The following is a 16,725-nucleotide window of genomic DNA, read 5'->3' as shown; positions in this document are numbered from 1 at the left end:
ACCCATCGAATCCTGACCCGTCGCGGCACTCCCCGCCGCGACGCAACAGCAGAAGAAAAAGGTTTCCGCTCCAATGAACGTGTTCCTGTGGATCTTGCAGGGGGTCCTCGCCGCACTGTTCGCGGCCGCCGGCGTCACCAAGACGATTCAGCCCCGCGAAAAGCTCATATCCCAGCTGCCATGGGTCAGCGACGTCTCGACACCCGTGGTGCGTCTGATCGGCGTCGCGGAACTCGCCGACGCTCTCGGGCTGATTCTGCCGGGAGCTTTCGACATCGCCACCGTGCTCACCCCGCTGGCCGCCACCGGCCTGGCTGTGATCATGGTCCCTGCCATGGGCCTCCATGCCCGCCGCAAGGAGCCGCAGGCAATCGGGTTCAACGCGATCCTGCTCATCGTCGCCGCGGTCATCATGTGGGGCCGGTTCGGGCCCTACTCGTTCTGACCACCCGGCCCCTCCCCGGCACAGCCGTCCGGCCCGACCGATCACCGTGGGATCCCAGCGGCATGCGCCGTGACTGGTTGGAAACGAGTTCAGTGGCTCCACCGGCATGATCGCGAAATCGTGGACAGGTGATTCGGCCCCACCGGCGGAGCTCGTGGAGGTCGACGCCGAGCACTGGCATGGGGCCTACGAACCTGTTCCAGCTCGGGCTGCTTCGCGACCCGGGTGGAGATCTTCTCCGAGAAGACGCAGGTTCACCCCGGCCTCGGCGAGAGAGTCGAGCTGCGCGTCCGGGGACTGCCGGGCGTTGGAGGCGCGGGCCAGCCGAGGCGGACGTGCCCTGCCGGCTCGGCGCCACCGCGGATGGGCCGAATAGGCGATCCACTGGTCACCTCATTGGCCTGGATCAGCGGAACGCGCGGCATTCTCTCGGAACAGACGTTGGGCACCTACAGCAACCTCGACGACGCCATCGAGGCGTTGGTCGGCGCGATTGTCGCCTACCTGGAGCGCTGACAAGCACGCCGGAACAGCGTCCGCACCACAGGCGACGCCGAATATCGCGCGGCGACGGCATCGATGCGCCATCGCCGAACTCACCCTTTCGCAGCGCCAGACCGCCCACCCAGCCCGCCTACGAACACTGGGCCATGGCCGCGGATGCCACAGCCTCTTGCGATGAACTCCTTGCTGAAATATAGTCCGGACACCTGTCCGGACATTAAGGGAGACACCGGAATGAGTGATCTGCGTCCCGTCGGCGGCACAAAACTGCTGATCGGCGGCAAGCTGCTGGATGGATCGGGCGGCGTCTTCGAGACGGTCGACCCGGCGTCCGGGGAGCGCCTCGGCACGGCGGCCGACGGGACGTCCGTGGATATGAGCGCGGCGATCGCCGCAGCCCGGACGGCGTTCGACGAAACGGACTGGTCGAACGATCCGGCGTTTCGCGCGCGGTGTATACGCCAGCTGCGCGATGCGATGCGCGACCACATCGAGGAACTGCGCGAGATCACCATCGCCGAGGTCGGGGCACCGCGCATGCTGACCGCCGGTCCACATCTGGAAGGGCCGGTGGACGATCTCGGCTTCTTCGCCGACCTCGCCGAAGCCTATTCGTGGCGAACCGATCTGCCGATCGCCGAACCGCTCGGCATGCGGACCAGAAGGCAGCTGCGCCGGGAGGCCGTCGGCGTGGTCGGTGCGATCACGCCGTGGAACTTCCCCCACCAGATCAATCTCGCCAAGGTCGGGCCCGCGCTCGCGGCGGGCAATACGGTGGTACTCAAGCCCGCGCCCGAGACACCGTGGTGCGCTGCGGCTCTCGGCACGTTGGCCGCCGAGCACACCGACATCCCGGCCGGCGTGTTCAATGTCGTCACCTCCTCCGACCACCAGGTCGGCGCGCTGCTGGCCGAGGACCCGCGCGTGGACCTGGTGTCGTTCACCGGCTCCACCAGCACGGGCAAGGCGGTCATGGCCGCCGCGTCCACCACGATCAAGAAGGTGTTTCTCGAACTCGGCGGCAAATCCGCGTTCGTGGTTCTCGACGACGCCGATATCAGGGCGGCGTGCGGCATGGCGGCCTTCTCGGTCTCGGTGCACGCCGGCCAAGGGTGCGCACTGTGTACCCGTCTACTCGTGCCACGGTCGCGGTACGACGAAGCCGTCGAGGCGACCGCGAAGACGCTGGGAGGAATCCGGGCTGGCGACCCGAACGACCCCCGCACGGTGTGCGGTCCGCTGATCTCCGAACGGCAGCGCGAACGCGTCGAACGCTACATCGCTCTCGCCGGTGAAGAGGGCGGCGAGATCGTGGTGGGTGGCGGACGCCCCACCGACGGCGGCGCCGGGTTCTTCATCGAGCCGACGCTGATCGCCGGCGTCACCAACTCCTCGACCGTCGCGCAGGAGGAGATCTTCGGCCCGGTGCTGGTAATCCTGCCCTACGAGGACGACGACGACGCGATCCGCATCGCCAACGACTCGCCGTACGGCTTGTCGGGATCGGTGTGGGGCACCGATCCGGATCGAATCGACAAGGTCGTGTCCGGCATCCGCACCGGCACTCTCGGCGTGAACGGCGGCACCTGGTACTCGGCGGACGCGCCGTTCGGCGGCTACAAGCAGTCCGGCATCGGCCGGGAGATGGGGGTCGCAGGCTTCGAGGAGTACTTGGAGACCAAGCTCGTCGCCTACCCGGCCTGACCGGATACATCAGACATTCACGGGACCAATGCTTTTCGAGGAGAAGTGGACATGACACGATTCACCGACCGCACCGCGATCGTCACCGGCGCCGCACAGGGCATCGGCGCGGAATACGCCAAGGCGCTCGCGGCCGAGGGCGCCCGCGTGGTGGTGGCCGACATCAACGCCGAGGCGGGCGAGTCGGTCGTCAAGGAGATCACTGCGGCCGGCGACACCGCCGTCTTCCACGTGGTCGACGTCGCCGACCCGGACTCGGCCGCCGCGCTGGCGGCCTTCACCGCCGAGAAGTTCGGCGGCATCGACCATCTGGTGAACAACGCCGCGATCTACGGAACCATGAAGCTGGACCTGCTGCTGACCGTGCCGTGGGACTACTACAAACGCTTCATGAGCGTGAATCTCGACGGCGCACTGAACGTCACCCGCGCGGTGTGGCCGGTCATGTCCAAGAGTGGCGGCTCGATCGTCAACCAGTCCTCCACCGCCGCCTGGGTGTACTCCGGCTTCTACGGCCTGGCGAAGGTGGGCGTCAACGGCCTCACCCAGCAGCTCGCGCACGAGCTCGGCGGCTCCAACATCCGCATCAACGCCATCGCGCCCGGCCCGATCGACACCGAGGCGACCAAGTCGGTCACCCCGTCGAACATGGTCGAGGACATGGTGAAGCGGTTGCCGCTCAAGCGGATGGGCACACCGCAGGATCTGGTGGGCGCGTGCCTTTTCCTTCTCTCCGACGAGGCGGGCTGGGTCACCGGCCAGATCTTCAACATCGACGGTGGACAGGTCATCCGGTCATGAGCGCCGGATCCGCTGCCGCGGCCGACGTGCGAGTCGGCTTCATCGGCCTCGGCAACATGGGCGCGCCGATGGCGCAGCGGCTGATCGACTGGCCCGGTGGTCTCGTGGTCTGCGACGCGCGACCCAGCGCGACCGAGAAATTCGCGGCAGCGGGCGCCACCGTCGCGGCGACGGCGGCCGAGGTCGCGCGAACGGCCTCGGTGATATCGGTGACCGTCCTCGATGACGCGCAGGTACGCGATGTCGTCGAGGGCCCCCATGGCATCCTGCGCACCGCGCGCGCGGGCACGGTCATCGCCGTCCACTCCACGATTTCCGACAGCACCGCGGTCGAACTCGCCGAGCGTTGCCGTGCGAGCGACGTCGACCTGGTCGACGCCCCGGTCAGCGGCGGCGCCCCTGGCGCGACGCAAGGGCGGCTCGCGGTGATGGTCGGCGGCAACGACGAAGCCTTCGCCGCGGTGCGCGACCCGTTCCGGCTGTGGGCCGATCTCGTCGTACACGCCGGACCCGTGGGCGCGGGCACCCGAATGAAGCTGGCGCGCAACCTGTTGCACTTCGTGGCGTTCGCCGCGGCGACCGAAGCCTGCCGCCTCGCCGAGGCCGCGGGTCTGGACATCCGCCGCCTCGGCGAAGTCGTCCGGCACTCCGACGCGGTGACCGGCGGCGCCGGCGCGATCCTGTGGCGCGACACCACCGCCGCGCTCCCGCCCGGCGATCCCTGGTTGCCGATCATGTCCCACGTCCGCGATCTCGGTGAGAAGGATCTCGGCCTGGCGCTGGCGCTGGGTGACCGGCTCGATCTCGAACTGCCGCTGGCCCGGCTCGGGCTCGAACGCCTCGCTGAGGGGCTCGGACTCGAACGATCCGCCGTGACCGCATCCATCGAACAGAACGGAGCACACCGATGACCGACGACGCCCGTGCACGCGGCCTGGCCCGGATGAAAGAGGTCTACGGCTGGCAACCCCCGGAGATCGACAGCGCGTTCTTCGCGACCACCGTCGACCACCTCTTCGCCGAGATCTGGTCCCGGCCCGGTCTGACCGACCGGGACCGCAGGCTGCTGCTGCTCGGCGTGCTCACCGCCCAGGGGCGGATGGAAACCGCCGAAATCCAGATCCATGCCGCGCTGCACAACGAGGAGATGACCGAGGAGCAACTCCGGGAGATCGCGCTGTTCCTGTGCCACTACGTCGGCTGGCCGAACGGCACGCGCCTGGACACCGCCGTCGGCGCCGTCGTCGACCGCGTCCGCAAAGGCGGACAACCGCAGATGCGACGCCCGAAGTAGCGAAGGCAGGCAGACAACGACATGTCCGATCATTGGACCCCGCGACCAGCGCCGAGCACCATCGCCCAGTGGGACCTCGGAGCCGACGTCGTCATCGCGGGTTACGGCATCGCCGGCGTCGCCGCGGCGATCGAGGCCGCGCGAGCAGGCGCCGACGTCCTCGTGCTGGAACGCACCGGCGGCTGGGGCGGTGCCGCGTCACAAGCGGGCGGCTTCATCTACCTCGGCGGCGGTACACCACTGCAGCGCGCGCTCGGCTTCGAGGACTCCCCCGAGAACATGGAGCGTTTTCTCGTCGCGGCGCTCGGGCGCGGGATCGCCATCCAACTCGCGCGTTCGCTCGGCGCCGACGTGGCCCATATGGATGCCACCGAGGTCGCATTCTTCGGCGACCCGCAGTTGCTCGCCCGCGGCATTCTGGTCAACGGTCGCGGCCAGCGGTTCGTCCCCGAAGACACCTATCCCGGACGTATCGGCCAGGAAGTGTTGCTGCGCAACGAGAATCAGGCGTACCTGATCATCGACGAGGAAGCGCTGGAAGCGGCCTCCGCGACCGAGACCGCAACGGCGTTCTTCCGCGTCCCACCGAAATGGGCGGCCGAATCCATCGCCGAACTCGAGTCCGATATGGGGCTGCCCGAATTGGCTCTGCAATCCACCGTGCAGACCTACAACCACCATGCCGCCAAGGGATCCGACCCACTGCTCGGCAAGAAGCCCGAATGGGTGCGGCCGCTCGGAACCCCTGTCGCCGGATTCGATCTGCGTTCACACACCGCGGGATTCACCCTCGGCGGTCTGCGCACCGACCTGGACTCGCGGGTGCTGCACGTCAGCGGCGAACCCATCCCAGGGCTGTTCGCCGCCGGTCGATGCACGGCGGGGTTGTGCGCGGGCGGCTACGTCTCCGGCGCTTCGCTCGGCGACGGCAGCTTCTACGGCAGGCGAGCGGGAATCTCCGCCGCGAAGTCCGACGAATCCAACTCCGGGAAGTGAACCATGCGATTCGGAACCGTCCTATTCACCAGTGACCGTGGCATCGCCCCGGCTGTCGCGGCACGCGCCGCCGAGCAAGCGGGTTTCCGGTCGTTCTTCGTCCCGGAACACACCCACATCCCGGTCCGCCGCGACGCCGCGCATCCACTGACCGGCGGCGCCGAGCTCCCCGACGACCGCTACCTGCGCACCCTCGACCCGTGGGTGGCGCTCGCGATGGCCGCCGCGGTCACCGAGACCATCGAATTGGCCACGGCGGTGGCACTTCCGGTGGAGCACGACCCCATTTCCCTGGCCAAGACCATCGCCACCCTCGACCACCTCTCCGGCGGACGAGTCACCCTGGGCGTCGGATACGGCTGGAACACCGACGAGCTCACCGACCACGGTGTCCCGCCCGGTCGCAGGCGCACGATGCTGCGGGAATACCTCGAGGCGATGCGCGCACTGTGGTCGACCGAGGAAGCCTCCTACGACGGCGAATTCGTCAGGTTCGGCCCGAGCTGGGCGTGGCCGAAAACCGCGCAGCAGCCAGGCGTGCCGGTGTTGGTCGGGGCGGCGGGCAACGAACGAAACTTCCGCTGGATCAGCCGCTCGGCGGACGGCTGGATCACCACCCCCGGCGAGGCCGACGTGGTGGCCCGCGTCGAACTGCTGCACAAGATCTGGAAGGACACCGGCCGCACCGGGACACCCCGCGTCGTGGCCCTCGACATGAAGCCCGAGGCCGAACGCCTGCATGCCTGGGCGGCAGCCGGCGTCACCGACGTACTGTACGGAATCCCCGACAATTCAGAACAGACCCTGATCGCATACCTCGAACGCCTCAGAGGCAAACTCGACAAAGTGGGACCGACGGCGACCAGCACCCCGTAGCCAACACACCCCGTAGCCAACACACAGGGAGTCCGCCAACAATTCGAGCAACGAAGTCGCCTGTGATGTTCGTCCGCGCCGATCGCGCCAGGACGAACATCACCGTGTCAATTCTCACAATTGCCCAAGAATCGACACGAAAAAGACCGTGTTGCCGATTTACAGCCCATCCGACTAACATGTAATGGTGTCCGAAAACAGTTCTGATTCCGTGATTCTCGAAGCCACGCGCCGGCGCCTGACCGAGAAGCAGGCCGACACCGTCGATCGGCTGACGCAGGCCGCCATCGAAGTTCTCGAGCGCGAGGGCTACGCCGGACTCACGGTACGAATGGTCGCCGCAGCCGCCGGCGTGGGCACCGCCACGGCTTACACCTATTTCTCCTCCAAGGAACACCTTGTCGCCGAGGTGTTCTGGCGACGGCTCTTGCAGTCGCCACATCTCGAGTACACCGACGACCAAGCGATCACGGAGCGTGTCGTCGCCGCGCTCCGGCAGATCTCACTGATCGTCGGCGGAGAGACCGAACTGGCCGGCGCGGTGACGAGCGCACTACTCGGCCAGGACCCGGATGTCGCTCATTTGCGCGTGCGCATCGGCCTGGAGATACGCCATCGAATCGCCGAAGCCATGGGTAAGGAATCCGACAACGACGTCCTCGAAGCAATGGAAATGCTGTACGCGGGTGCATTGGTCCGAGCCGGCATGGGATACGGTACGTACAACGAAATGGCCGATCGGATCGAGACGACGATACGCCTGCTGCTCGATCGATAACCGAATATTTCGACCCAATAATAGTAAACCGCCCCACGGGGCGGTTTTTGTGTGCCGCAAGAACCCGACACGACGGACATTGCGATGGCCTCAAGTTTGTAGTACTGTCTGGACAGGTGTCTATATGGCCTCCGGCCGTTCAGCCGCGGCTGCGGGTCGCTTGATCGACAAAGAGTGAGAGGGTCTTCGATGACGCTTCTGAAGCCACAGCGCGTGTCCGGTGGCGACCACGAGCACGGCCATCTGGAGGAGATGCGCGTCGATCCGATCGGCCTGATGTGGCGGGTCAGGAAAGAGTGCGGCGATGTCGGCGTATTCGAGCTGGCAGGGCGCGACGTGGTCCTGCTGTCGGGTTCCGAAGCCAATGAGTTCTTCTTCCGCTCCACCGACGACGACCTGGATCAGCAGGCCGCCTACCCCTTCATGAAGCCGATCTTCGGCGAAGGCGTCGTCTTCGACGCCAGCCCCGAACGCCGCAAGGAGATGTTGCACAACCAGGCGCTGCGCGCGGACTTCATGCGCGGACACGCCGAGACGATCTCCCGCGAGGTCGACCGGATGATCGAGGGATGGGGCGAGTCGGGCGAGATCGACCTGCTGGAATTCTTCGCGGAGCTGACGATCTACACGTCCTCGGCCTGCTTGATCGGCACGAAGTTCCGCAATCAGCTCGACGCCCGATTCGCCCACCTCTACCACGATCTCGAACGTGGTACCGACGCGCTGGCCTACGTGGATCCGTATATGCCGATCGAGAGCTTCCGCAAGCGCGACGAGTCGCGCGAGGCGCTCGTCGCGCTGGTACAGGAGATCATGGACGATCGGGTCGCCAATCCGCCGCAGGGCAAGCAGGACCGTGATCTGCTCGACGTGCTCGTGTCGATCAAGGACGAGGACGGCGAACCCAGGTTCTCCGCTTCGGAAGTCACCGGGATCTTCATCTCGATGATGTTCGCCGGTCATCACACGACCTCGGGCACGTCGGCATGGACGGTAATCGAACTGCTTCGCAACCCACAGACGATGCTTCGCGTCGTGGCGGAGCTGGATACCCTGTTCGCCGACGACACCGAAGTGAATTTCCGCGCGTTGCGCCAGATTCCGCAACTCGAGGCGGCGCTCAAGGAAACCCTACGGCTGCATCCGCCGCTCATCATCCTGATGCGTGTCGCGCAAGGCGAATTCGAGGTGTGCGGCCATCGAATCTCGCCCGGAGACCTGGTCGCCGCGACCCCGGCGATCTCCAATCGACTCCCCGAGGACTTCCCCGATCCGGACGCCTTCGACATCGATCGCTACATCGACCCCAACCAGGCCGACGTCCTCAATCGCTGGACATGGATCCCGTTCGGCGCGGGGCGGCATCGCTGCGTCGGCGCCGCGTTCGCGCTGATGCAGATGAAGGCGATCTTCTGCATTCTGTTGCGCGACTGGGAATTCGAGATGGCGCAGCCCGCGGACACCTACCGCAACGATCACTCGAAGATGGTGGTGCAGTTGCAGCAGCCGTGCCGGGTCCGCTACCGCAGGCGGCAGCGATAGCCACTGGCAGCGCCCCGGACCGGGTGATAGCTACTCGGATCTCAATTCTCGGCCGGCTACCCGGAACGCCCGGCAACGAATCGCCTCTGATCACCGAACCGCCCACCGGATTGCAGTCATTCCGGTGGGTGGTGCCATTTCGGCGCCCGCTCCACCCCAGCTGCCCGCAGCGCGCCATCGCACAATCCCTTTCGGCCTCCAACCACGGGGCGGCATGTTGCCGAAATGGTCAATTTGTAGTACTGTCCAGACAGCTGTCTATATATCTGACCGACAGCTTGCCGAGAGGTTTCCGAGAGAGTCCGGGCCCGGCCGATCCGGGCAGGCTCGATCGCCGGATCCGTCAGGAATATCGATGGCTTATGTCATAACTCAGCGGTGCTGTAACGACGCGAGCTGCGTAGCCGAGTGCCCCGTCGACTGCATCCGTCCCCGACCGGAAGACCCCGAATTCCAGTCGGCGGAAATGCTCTACATCGACCCGCAGACGTGCATCGACTGCGGCGCGTGCTTCGAAGCGTGCCCGGTGGAGGCGATCTACGCCGAGGACGACCTGCCGACGAATCTCACCGCGTTCGCCGACATCAACGCCTCCTACTTCGACAAGCATCCGCTCGATACTGATGTCTTGCCGATGGTCAAGCCGCCGAAGCTGGCCGAGGGGAAGGGTCCGCTGCGTGTCGCGATCGTCGGAACCGGCCCCGCGGCGTGCTACGCCGCCGAAGACCTGCTCTCCTACGGCGCCGTCGAGGTCGAGATGTTCGACCGCCTACCGTCGCCGTGGGGGTTGCTGCGTTACGGCGTCGCGCCCGACCACGCCAAGACCAGGGGCGTCGCCGATGCCTTTCTGGCCGCCTTCAAACGAGACGCGCTGCAATTCCATCTCAATGTCGAAGTCGGCAGGCACATCTCGCACGCGGAGCTGTTGAGCAGCTGCCATGCCGTCGTCTATGCCGTCGGCGCGTCGAGGGATCGCACGCTGAACATCCCCGGCGAGGACCTCGCGGGAAGCCACTCGGCGACCGAATTCGTCGCCTGGTACAACGGCCACCCCGACTACGCCGACCGCGCATTCGATCTGCGTTGCGAACGGGCCGTCGTGATCGGCAACGGCAATGTCGCGCTGGACGTCGCCAGAGTGCTCACCCTGCCCCCGGACGAGCTCGCCAAGACCGATATCGCCGATCACGCGTTGGAAACGCTGCGCTCCAGCAGCATTCGCGAGGTGGTCGTCCTCGGACGGCGCGGTCCGTTGCAGGCCGGATACACCAGTGCCGAGCTTCTCGCGCTCGGCCGCCTGCCCGGCGTCGACGTCGTCGTGGACCCCGCTGTCCTCGAACTCGATCCGGCCGACGTGGTGACCCTCGACTCGCCCGACGTCTCCCACGCGGTCCAGACGAAGTGGCAGTTGCTGAACGAGCACGCGAATCGACCACTGCGCGAAGGCAATCGCCGTATCATCCTGGGCTTCTGGTCGGCGCCCACCGCGCTGATCGGGTCCGAGCACGTCGAGGCCGTCGAATTCGTCCATACCGAACCGGTGCGCACCCCCGAGCGCGTGACCGCGCGACCGACCGAACGATCCGGGACCATTGCCGCGGGCTTGGTTTTGCGCGCTGTGGGGTACCGAGGCGAACCTGTGCCCGGCCTTCCGTTCGACGAGTCCCGCGCGGTCGTGCCCAACGTAGGTGGCCGTGTCGTGGACGGCGATGGAATTCCTTTGACCGGTGTGTACACCAGCGGGTGGATCAAACGTGGACCTCGCGGGGTCATCGGTTCGAATCGCGTTGACGCCGCCGAGACCGTGCGTGCCATCGTCGAGGACTTCCACGCGGGTCGGCTACTCGACCCGGTCCTGGACCGGGCGGCTTTGACCGAGCTCGTGCACGAACGGCAGCCCGATGTCGTGGACCGCACCGGCTGGCAGGCGATCGACAGCGCGGAACGAGCGGCAGGGGCGACCCAGGGGCGACCCAGGAAGAAGTTCACTGCCCTCGACGACTTCCTGAGTGCCGCCCGGGGCCGCTGACTCGCCCCGGGCGGTCGCCCTCAACTCTGCGAAGTATCCGCGGCCGGCTTGCGCAACGGCGCTTCCGGCTGCACTTCGCTCACGATCACGTGCGCACCACGTGGGGCGGCCACCGCTGTTGTCACCGCCGCGGCCATGTCCGCGGCGCGTAGCTGGTAGGGGTGGCGGGCGAATCCCCACGCACTCCAGTCCGCGATCAGATCATCGATGACCTCGGCAGGCGCGTCCAGACCCATCTCGGTTGCCGTCGGCCCCGGACGCACCATCGATACTCGGACACCGGTGCCCTCGAGTTCCATACGCAGCTGGATGGACAACGCCTCCAATCCCGCTTTGGCCGCGTTGTAAGCTCCCATCCTTGGTCGCGGGCTCACCGCGCAGTCCGAACCGATGAGCGCGACATCGCCGCGTTGCCGCTCGATCATGCCGGGCACGATTCGATGCAGCATTCGTTGCGGCCCGGCCAGGTGCACGTCGAGCTGGCGTACGAAGTCCGCGGGGGACATCTCGTGCGCCAAGCCGAATCGCATCGCGCCCGCCGCGGAAACCAATATCTCGATAACACCCAGCTCCTGCTCCGCCGCGGTGACGAACTCGTCGACCGAATCGGGGTCGGTGACATCGAGCCGGTGGACGAACGCCACGCCGCCCTTCTCTCGGATGGTGTGCGCGACCGCTTCGCATTCCTCCAGCCTCCTGGCACCCAGAGCGACCGGATGCCCGAGCTCGGCGAGGGCTCGCGCGGTCGCGGCGCCGATGCCGGACGACGCTCCGGTGATCACTGTCGGCCGGATCACCGGGTGCGGGTCGAAACGTGGCATTGCTGATTCCTTTCATCCGTCAAAACATGCCCCCCGGCCCACCGAGGATCCGGATCAACACAGCGGCGAACTCGACCGCCGCCACTCCGATCAGCAGAACGAGACCGCCGATCACCGCGAGGTCGTTGTCGAGTAGCAGCCCACCGAGCACGAGCGCGGACCCGATTCCCATCCACCGAGTTCTCACGTCAGCAGCCGACGCAGAATGCGGGTGCCGAAACCGAACCGCACCAGAAAGTTCAGTTGCCGTTCGGTGGCGTCGTCGTACGGGTACCACACATGCTCTTTCTGCGAAGAACGGCGTGTGATCAGGATGGGCTGCTGGTGGGTGTAGCCGCGCAGTCCGTCGGAGCCGTTGTTGATGTGCCCGAGGCCGCTGTTCTTGCGGCCGCCGAACGGCGCCTCCGTGACCCCGTAGATCACCGCGGCGTCGTTGTGCACTACCGACCCGGTGACGAGCCGGGTGGCGATACGCCGCGCCTTGTCCGTGTCTTCGGTGAACACCGAACCACTCAGTCCGTAGGGGCTGTCGTTGGCGAGCCGGACGGCCTCGTCTTCGTCGCGTACCCGCATGATCGCGACCACCGGCCCGAACGTCTCCTCGGTCATCACTGCCATGTCGTGGGTGACGTCGACCAGTACTGTCGGCTCGAAATGCAGGCCGTCGCCGCCGACCGGGGCACCGCCGATCAGGATCGAGGCGCCGCGGTCCCGCGCATCCTCGAGGTGGCGCCGCACCACGTCGAGTTGTTTGTCCCAGATGAATGGGCCGACATCGACGGTCTCGTCGCGACGGTAGCGAACCCGCTCGGCCTTTTCGCGCACCCTGCGGATGAACTCGTCGGCGACGCTGTCGACCACGTACACGCGCTCGACGCTCAGGCAGACCTGACCGCAATTGAACATCGACAGATACACCGCACCTGCCGCAGCGCGTTCCAGATCGGCGTCCGCGCAGACGATCATGGCGTCCTTGCCGCCCAGCTCGAGGGTGCACGGTGTCAGCGTCGCGCCGCAGGCGGCGCCGATGTTGCGGCCGGTCGCCACGCTACCGGTGAAACTGATCTTGTCTAGACCCGCCCGGACCAGGGCTGCGCCGGTTTCACCGTCGCCGTGCAAGACCTGGACGACATCGTCGGGCACACCGGCCGCACGCAGGACGCGCACGACCCACTCACCCGAACGAGGCGTGATCTCCGAGGGTTTGAGGATCACCGCGTTGCCCGCGAGCAAGGCCTGTACGACCGGGTTGAGCGAAAGCACGAACGGGCCGTTCCACGGGGTGATCACACCGACCACGCCCAGCGGCTGATAGTGCACGAACAACTTCTTGTATGGGCGCAGGTAGCCGTGCAGGCGCCGCCGCTCGGGCCGCAGGGCTCGTTCGGCGCGGGCGGTCCAGTGATTCAGGAAATCGCAGGAGGGGACGATCTCCATGGTGAGCGCCTCGACCCGTGGTTTGCCGGTCTCGGCGTGCACCGTGTCGATGATCTCCTCGCGGCGGCGGACCAGAACGTCGAGCGCGCCGCGCACGATCCGGGCCCGCTCACGCACCGGCAGCGCCGCCCAGCCAGGCTGCGCGGCACGGGCGCGGGCGACGACCCGCTCGACATCCAGGGGGGTGCTGACCTCCAGCTCACCGATTCGATGACGATCGATCGGACTGATCAGGGCAAGGCGGCGCCGTCCCTCGGCGGTCTCGGACAGGGTTCGAATGATGGCCATTTCTCGTCTCTCACTCGTACCGGACGGGCCAGTGCTTGATCCCGTTGACGAAACTCGAGCGGAGCCGGGTCGGATCGGCCACCTGTCGCAGATTCGGCATGGTGTCGGCGATCGCGTTGAAGATCAGCTCGAGCTGCAACCGCGCCAGGTTGGCTCCGACGCAGTAGTGCGGACCGGTCCCGCCGAAGCCGAGGTGGGGGTTGGGATCGCGGAGGATGTCGAAGGTGAAAGGGTTCTCGAACGCTTCTTCGTCGAAGTTCGCCGAGCTGTAGAACATGGCCACGCGCTGGCCTCGCTCGATCTGCTGCCCGCTCAGTTCGACATCCTGGGTCGCGGTGCGCTGGAAGGCGATCACCGGCGTCGCCCACCGCACGATCTCGTCGGGCGCGGTGCGCGGGCGTTGTTCCTTGAACAGCTCCCACTGCTCCGGGTTGTCCACGAACGCCTTCATGCCGTGCGTGGTCGCGTTGCGCGTCGTCTCGTTGCCCGCCACAGTCAGCAGGATCATGAAGAAGCCGAACTCGTCCGGGGTCAGCGATTCGCCATCGATGTCGGCGGTGACCAGCTTCGACACCAGATCGTCGCCGGGGTCCTTGCGCCGGTCCTCGGCCATCTGCCAGGCATAGCCGAGGATTTCCGCGGTTGCCGCGGTCGGATCGCCGTACTCCGGGTCGTCGAAGTTGAGCATCTCGTTGGACCAGTCGAACAGCTTGAGCCGGTCCTCCTGCGGTACGCCGAGCAGTTCGGCGATGGCCTGCAACGGCAGCTCGCGCGCGACCTGGTCTACGAAGTCGCCGCCGCCGGTCCGGCGCGCGGCGCGCACGATGATTTCGGCGCGTTGGGTCAGCGCCGCGCGCAACGCCTCCACCGCGCGGGGGGTGAAGCCGCGCGAGATGATCCGCCGCACCTTCGAATGCTTGGGCGGATCCATGTTGACCAGCATGGTCTTGGTCAGTTCGAAGGCGTCATCGGTGACGTCGCCGGGGAAACGCAGGATGGCGCCGTTGACGTTCGAGGAGAAGACACCGGGGGTACGCGAGATCTCCCGCACGTCCTCGTGTTTCGTGACGACCCAGAACCCGCCGTCGTGGTACGGCATGCACATCTCGTCGGCTTGGGCGTTCCACCATACGGGCGCGGTGCGTCGCAGGGTGGCGAACTCCTCGAACGGGGCACGGTCCGCCCACAGGCCGGGATCGGAGAAATCCAGACCGGCGGGCAGCACTGATGGGGACACGGTTACCTCCTCGGCCCGCAGGGCGGGCACCGCTTGTCACGTCGACGGTGACCACGTCGACGGCGTGTGGTGACCGCCGATGCCGGCGGCGACCGCTGATCGCGACGGGCGCACCCGCGGCATCAAAGATCGACAACCGTGCCGCGACATCGCGCTACCACATCTGGTCATCGTTGCAACACGTTCTAAGCGCAAACCAGTATTCACTGATAGACACGCTTACGTCATACATGTCACATTGAAACGTATGATGGACGCCGTGGGAAGCCCCCGGTTTCGCAAAGCACACCGCCCAGGGGACGTCCCTGTCGCCGGACGTCGTCGACGACGCGGTCGGCAGGTGACCCGACAGATCGGCACACTTGACCCATGAGAAGACCAGCGTGGAACGGTTCACCCCCGCGGGACCATCGCGAAGCCCGCACGCGCATTCTGGACGCGACCATGCGAAGTATCGACACGCGTGGTGCCCAGCGGACCAACCTGACCAACATCGCCGAAGCGCTCGGCGTCACGCGCCAGACCGTCTACCGGCACTTCGCCAGCACAGAAGAGCTGTTCACCGCCGTCGGGTTCGCCGCGCTCGACCACTATGTGAACCGGCTGCTCGACCATCTGGTCGGCGTCGGCGATCCGGCCGAGTTCGTCATCGAGGCGATCGCCTACACGATCGAGCGGTTCCCGAAAGACCGGTATCTGACCGTGCTGCTCACCGCGGGCATGCCGACCGCCTTCTCGCGGCGGGCGATGACCGAGCAATCGCTCGACGCGTGCCGGACGGTCCTCACGCGTTCGGATATCGATTGGCAGCGCATCGGATACGGCGACGAGCAACTGACCGAGCTCAGCGAGTTCGTGGTCCGGCTCATGCTCTCGTTCATCGCCGATCCCCGGCCGACCGTGCGCGGCTCCACGGAACTGCGCGGCTTCCTTCGTCGATGGGTGGCGCCGGCGATCCGCGAACCGTCCTCGCAGCGCACCGCTGCCCTCGGCTGAACGACAGCACTCGACCATCCCCGACCTCACCTCAGGAGTGCCTCATGCGCATCGGCATCATGCTCAGTGAACGACCCGGTACCGACTCGCTCGACCGCCTCGCCGAGGATCTCGCCGAGGTCCACGCGGAGGGTTTCTCCTCCGCGTGGCTGTCGCAGATCTTCGGCTTGGACGCGCTCACCGCCTTGGCCGTGATCGGCGGCCGGGTTCCCGGTATAGAACTCGGGACGGCGGTCGTGCCCAGCTATCCGCGGCACCCGGCCGCCCTGGCCCAGCAGGCCCGAACGGTCGCGCTCGCCATCGGCCCCGGGCGGCTCACCCTCGGCGTCGGCCTGTCGCACCAGCGCGTGATCGAAGACGTCTATGGCTACGACTTCGCCCAGCCCGTCCGGCACATGACCGAGTACGTGTCCGTGCTTGCCCCGCTGCTGGCCGGTGACGACGTGGCCTTTCGCGGCGAAACCCTTTCCGCTGCAGTCGATCTCGGGATTCCCAACGCCGACCCGATCCCCCTGCTGCTTGCTGCGCTCGGGCCGCGGATGCTGCGGCTGGCGGGGCAGCGAGCGGCGGGCACCTCGCTGTGGATGACCGGACCCAAGACGATCCGCGAGCACATCGCGCCCACGATCACCGAGGCGGCGCAGGACGCCGGGCGCCCCGCCCCCCGGATCATCTGCGCCCTGCCGATCTGCGTCACCGACGACGTCGAGGACGCCCGCACCAGGGCCGAGAAGGCGGTCGGCTTCTACGGCGGGCTGCCCTCGTATCGGGCAATGCTGGACCGCGAAGGTGTCTCCGGTCCGGTCGACCTGGCCCTCATCGGGTCCGAGGATCAGGTCGCCGCGCGCGTCCGCGAGATCGCCGACGCGGGAGCGACTGACTTCGTGGCGGTCCCGTTCACCCGTGGCGACAGCGCGAAGCGGACGCGCGCTCTGCTGACTTCCCTCATCGGCTGAGCCGTAGCCGGGCACTCGGCG

The 16,725-nt window shown here is 66.8% G+C and carries 17 protein-coding genes; 13 read left to right on the top strand and 4 right to left on the bottom strand.

Annotation, left to right across the window (positions count from 1 at the left end):
• Positions 1–73 precede the first annotated feature (73 nt).
• The 11 genes from ABZV58_RS18070 (at position 74) to ABZV58_RS18020 (ending at position 10,969) form a co-directional block, all read left to right on the top strand.
• Positions 74–445 (top strand): DoxX family protein, encoded by a 372-nt coding sequence (locus ABZV58_RS18070; protein WP_355001273.1) that lies wholly within the window; start codon positions 74–76, stop codon positions 443–445.
• Positions 446–808: 363 nt separating this feature from the next.
• Complete coding sequence (locus ABZV58_RS18065; protein WP_355001272.1) at positions 809–961, top strand: hypothetical protein; 153 nt, start codon at positions 809–811, stop codon at positions 959–961.
• Between the two features lie 222 nt (positions 962–1,183).
• Positions 1,184–2,653: an aldehyde dehydrogenase gene (locus ABZV58_RS18060; RefSeq protein ID WP_355001700.1), complete on the top strand. Its 1,470-nt coding sequence runs from the start codon at positions 1,184–1,186 to the stop codon at positions 2,651–2,653.
• Positions 2,654–2,704: 51 nt separating this feature from the next.
• Positions 2,705–3,454, top strand: coding sequence for an SDR family oxidoreductase (locus ABZV58_RS18055; protein WP_355001271.1), 750 nt, complete (start codon positions 2,705–2,707; stop codon positions 3,452–3,454).
• Positions 3,451–4,365: an NAD(P)-dependent oxidoreductase gene (locus tag ABZV58_RS18050; protein WP_355001270.1), complete on the top strand. Its 915-nt coding sequence runs from the start codon at positions 3,451–3,453 to the stop codon at positions 4,363–4,365. Before ABZV58_RS18055 ends, ABZV58_RS18050 begins: the two co-directional genes overlap by 4 nt.
• Positions 4,362–4,748, top strand: coding sequence for a carboxymuconolactone decarboxylase family protein (locus ABZV58_RS18045; protein WP_355001269.1), 387 nt, complete (start codon positions 4,362–4,364; stop codon positions 4,746–4,748). The genes ABZV58_RS18050 and ABZV58_RS18045 overlap by 4 nt, the downstream gene beginning before the upstream one ends.
• A gap of 21 nt (positions 4,749–4,769) precedes the next feature.
• On the top strand, positions 4,770–5,744 hold the full coding sequence (locus ABZV58_RS18040; protein ID WP_355001268.1) for an FAD-dependent oxidoreductase: 975 nt from the start codon (positions 4,770–4,772) through the stop codon (positions 5,742–5,744).
• A 3-nt stretch (positions 5,745–5,747) separates the two neighbouring features.
• A complete protein-coding gene (locus ABZV58_RS18035) occupies positions 5,748–6,620 on the top strand; it encodes an LLM class F420-dependent oxidoreductase (RefSeq protein ID WP_355001267.1) in 873 nt (290 codons plus the stop codon).
• 211 nt (positions 6,621–6,831) lie between these two features.
• Positions 6,832–7,398: a TetR family transcriptional regulator gene (locus ABZV58_RS18030; protein WP_355001699.1), complete on the top strand. Its 567-nt coding sequence runs from the start codon at positions 6,832–6,834 to the stop codon at positions 7,396–7,398.
• 189 nt (positions 7,399–7,587) lie between these two features.
• Positions 7,588–8,940, top strand: a complete 1,353-nt coding sequence (locus tag ABZV58_RS18025; RefSeq protein ID WP_355001266.1) for a cytochrome P450 — start codon at positions 7,588–7,590, stop codon at positions 8,938–8,940.
• A 355-nt stretch (positions 8,941–9,295) separates the two neighbouring features.
• A complete protein-coding gene (locus ABZV58_RS18020) occupies positions 9,296–10,969 on the top strand; it encodes an FAD-dependent oxidoreductase (protein ID WP_355001265.1) in 1,674 nt (557 codons plus the stop codon).
• Between the two features lie 20 nt (positions 10,970–10,989).
• Here the strand turns inward: ABZV58_RS18020 and ABZV58_RS18015 are convergent, their stop codons facing one another.
• Genes ABZV58_RS18015 through ABZV58_RS18000 form a run of 4 tightly spaced genes read right to left on the bottom strand, consistent with a single transcriptional unit; the run spans position 10,990 to position 14,752 of the window.
• Positions 10,990–11,790 (bottom strand): SDR family oxidoreductase, encoded by an 801-nt coding sequence (locus ABZV58_RS18015; RefSeq protein ID WP_355001264.1) that lies wholly within the window; start codon positions 11,788–11,790, stop codon positions 10,990–10,992.
• A gap of 19 nt (positions 11,791–11,809) precedes the next feature.
• Positions 11,810–11,962 carry a hypothetical protein gene (locus tag ABZV58_RS18010; RefSeq protein ID WP_355001263.1) on the bottom strand — a complete coding sequence of 51 codons (153 nt, stop codon included), beginning with the start codon at positions 11,960–11,962 and terminating at the stop codon, positions 11,810–11,812.
• An 11-nt stretch (positions 11,963–11,973) separates the two neighbouring features.
• Positions 11,974–13,515, bottom strand: a complete 1,542-nt coding sequence (locus ABZV58_RS18005; RefSeq protein ID WP_355001262.1) for an aldehyde dehydrogenase family protein — start codon at positions 13,513–13,515, stop codon at positions 11,974–11,976.
• 10 nt (positions 13,516–13,525) lie between these two features.
• The gene (locus ABZV58_RS18000) at positions 13,526–14,752 is read right to left on the bottom strand and encodes a cytochrome P450 (RefSeq protein WP_355001261.1); all 1,227 of its coding nucleotides are present in this window, start codon (positions 14,750–14,752) and stop codon (positions 13,526–13,528) included.
• A 369-nt stretch (positions 14,753–15,121) separates the two neighbouring features.
• On the opposite strand from ABZV58_RS18000, the gene ABZV58_RS17995 reads away from it, so the two are divergent.
• Together ABZV58_RS17995 and ABZV58_RS17990 are read left to right on the top strand one after the other, a co-directional pair.
• Positions 15,122–15,748, top strand: a complete 627-nt coding sequence (locus ABZV58_RS17995) for a helix-turn-helix domain-containing protein (RefSeq protein ID WP_355001260.1) — start codon at positions 15,122–15,124, stop codon at positions 15,746–15,748.
• A gap of 44 nt (positions 15,749–15,792) precedes the next feature.
• Positions 15,793–16,704, top strand: a complete 912-nt coding sequence (locus ABZV58_RS17990; RefSeq protein ID WP_355001259.1) for an LLM class F420-dependent oxidoreductase — start codon at positions 15,793–15,795, stop codon at positions 16,702–16,704.
• Positions 16,705–16,725 lie beyond the last annotated feature (21 nt).

Source organism: Nocardia sp. NPDC004654, from assembly GCF_040609595.1.
GTDB lineage: Bacteria > Actinomycetota > Actinomycetes > Mycobacteriales > Mycobacteriaceae > Nocardia.
Note: the sequence above shows the minus strand (reverse complement) of the source record. Positions and strands in the feature narration are given on the sequence as shown.

What these genes read in the sequence shown, in the direction of transcription:
- ABZV58_RS18070 (WP_355001273.1), top strand. Translation starts at nt 74, where the DNA reads ATGAACGTGTTCCTGTGGATCTTGCAGGGGGTCCTCGCCGCACTGTTC.
- ABZV58_RS18065 (WP_355001272.1), top strand. Translation starts at nt 809, where the DNA reads ATGGGCCGAATAGGCGATCCACTGGTCACCTCATTGGCCTGGATCAGC.
- ABZV58_RS18060 (WP_355001700.1), top strand. Translation starts at nt 1,184, where the DNA reads ATGAGTGATCTGCGTCCCGTCGGCGGCACAAAACTGCTGATCGGCGGC.
- ABZV58_RS18055 (WP_355001271.1), top strand. Translation starts at nt 2,705, where the DNA reads ATGACACGATTCACCGACCGCACCGCGATCGTCACCGGCGCCGCACAG.
- ABZV58_RS18050 (WP_355001270.1), top strand. Translation starts at nt 3,451, where the DNA reads ATGAGCGCCGGATCCGCTGCCGCGGCCGACGTGCGAGTCGGCTTCATC.
- ABZV58_RS18045 (WP_355001269.1), top strand. Translation starts at nt 4,362, where the DNA reads ATGACCGACGACGCCCGTGCACGCGGCCTGGCCCGGATGAAAGAGGTC.
- ABZV58_RS18040 (WP_355001268.1), top strand. Translation starts at nt 4,770, where the DNA reads ATGTCCGATCATTGGACCCCGCGACCAGCGCCGAGCACCATCGCCCAG.
- ABZV58_RS18035 (WP_355001267.1), top strand. Translation starts at nt 5,748, where the DNA reads ATGCGATTCGGAACCGTCCTATTCACCAGTGACCGTGGCATCGCCCCG.
- ABZV58_RS18025 (WP_355001266.1), top strand. Translation starts at nt 7,588, where the DNA reads ATGACGCTTCTGAAGCCACAGCGCGTGTCCGGTGGCGACCACGAGCAC.
- ABZV58_RS18020 (WP_355001265.1), top strand. Translation starts at nt 9,296, where the DNA reads ATGGCTTATGTCATAACTCAGCGGTGCTGTAACGACGCGAGCTGCGTA.
- ABZV58_RS18015 (WP_355001264.1), bottom strand. Translation starts at nt 11,790, where the DNA reads ATGCCACGTTTCGACCCGCACCCGGTGATCCGGCCGACAGTGATCACC.
- ABZV58_RS18010 (WP_355001263.1), bottom strand. Translation starts at nt 11,962, where the DNA reads ATGGGAATCGGGTCCGCGCTCGTGCTCGGTGGGCTGCTACTCGACAAC.
- ABZV58_RS18005 (WP_355001262.1), bottom strand. Translation starts at nt 13,515, where the DNA reads ATGGCCATCATTCGAACCCTGTCCGAGACCGCCGAGGGACGGCGCCGC.
- ABZV58_RS17995 (WP_355001260.1), top strand. Translation starts at nt 15,122, where the DNA reads ATGAGAAGACCAGCGTGGAACGGTTCACCCCCGCGGGACCATCGCGAA.
- ABZV58_RS17990 (WP_355001259.1), top strand. Translation starts at nt 15,793, where the DNA reads ATGCGCATCGGCATCATGCTCAGTGAACGACCCGGTACCGACTCGCTC.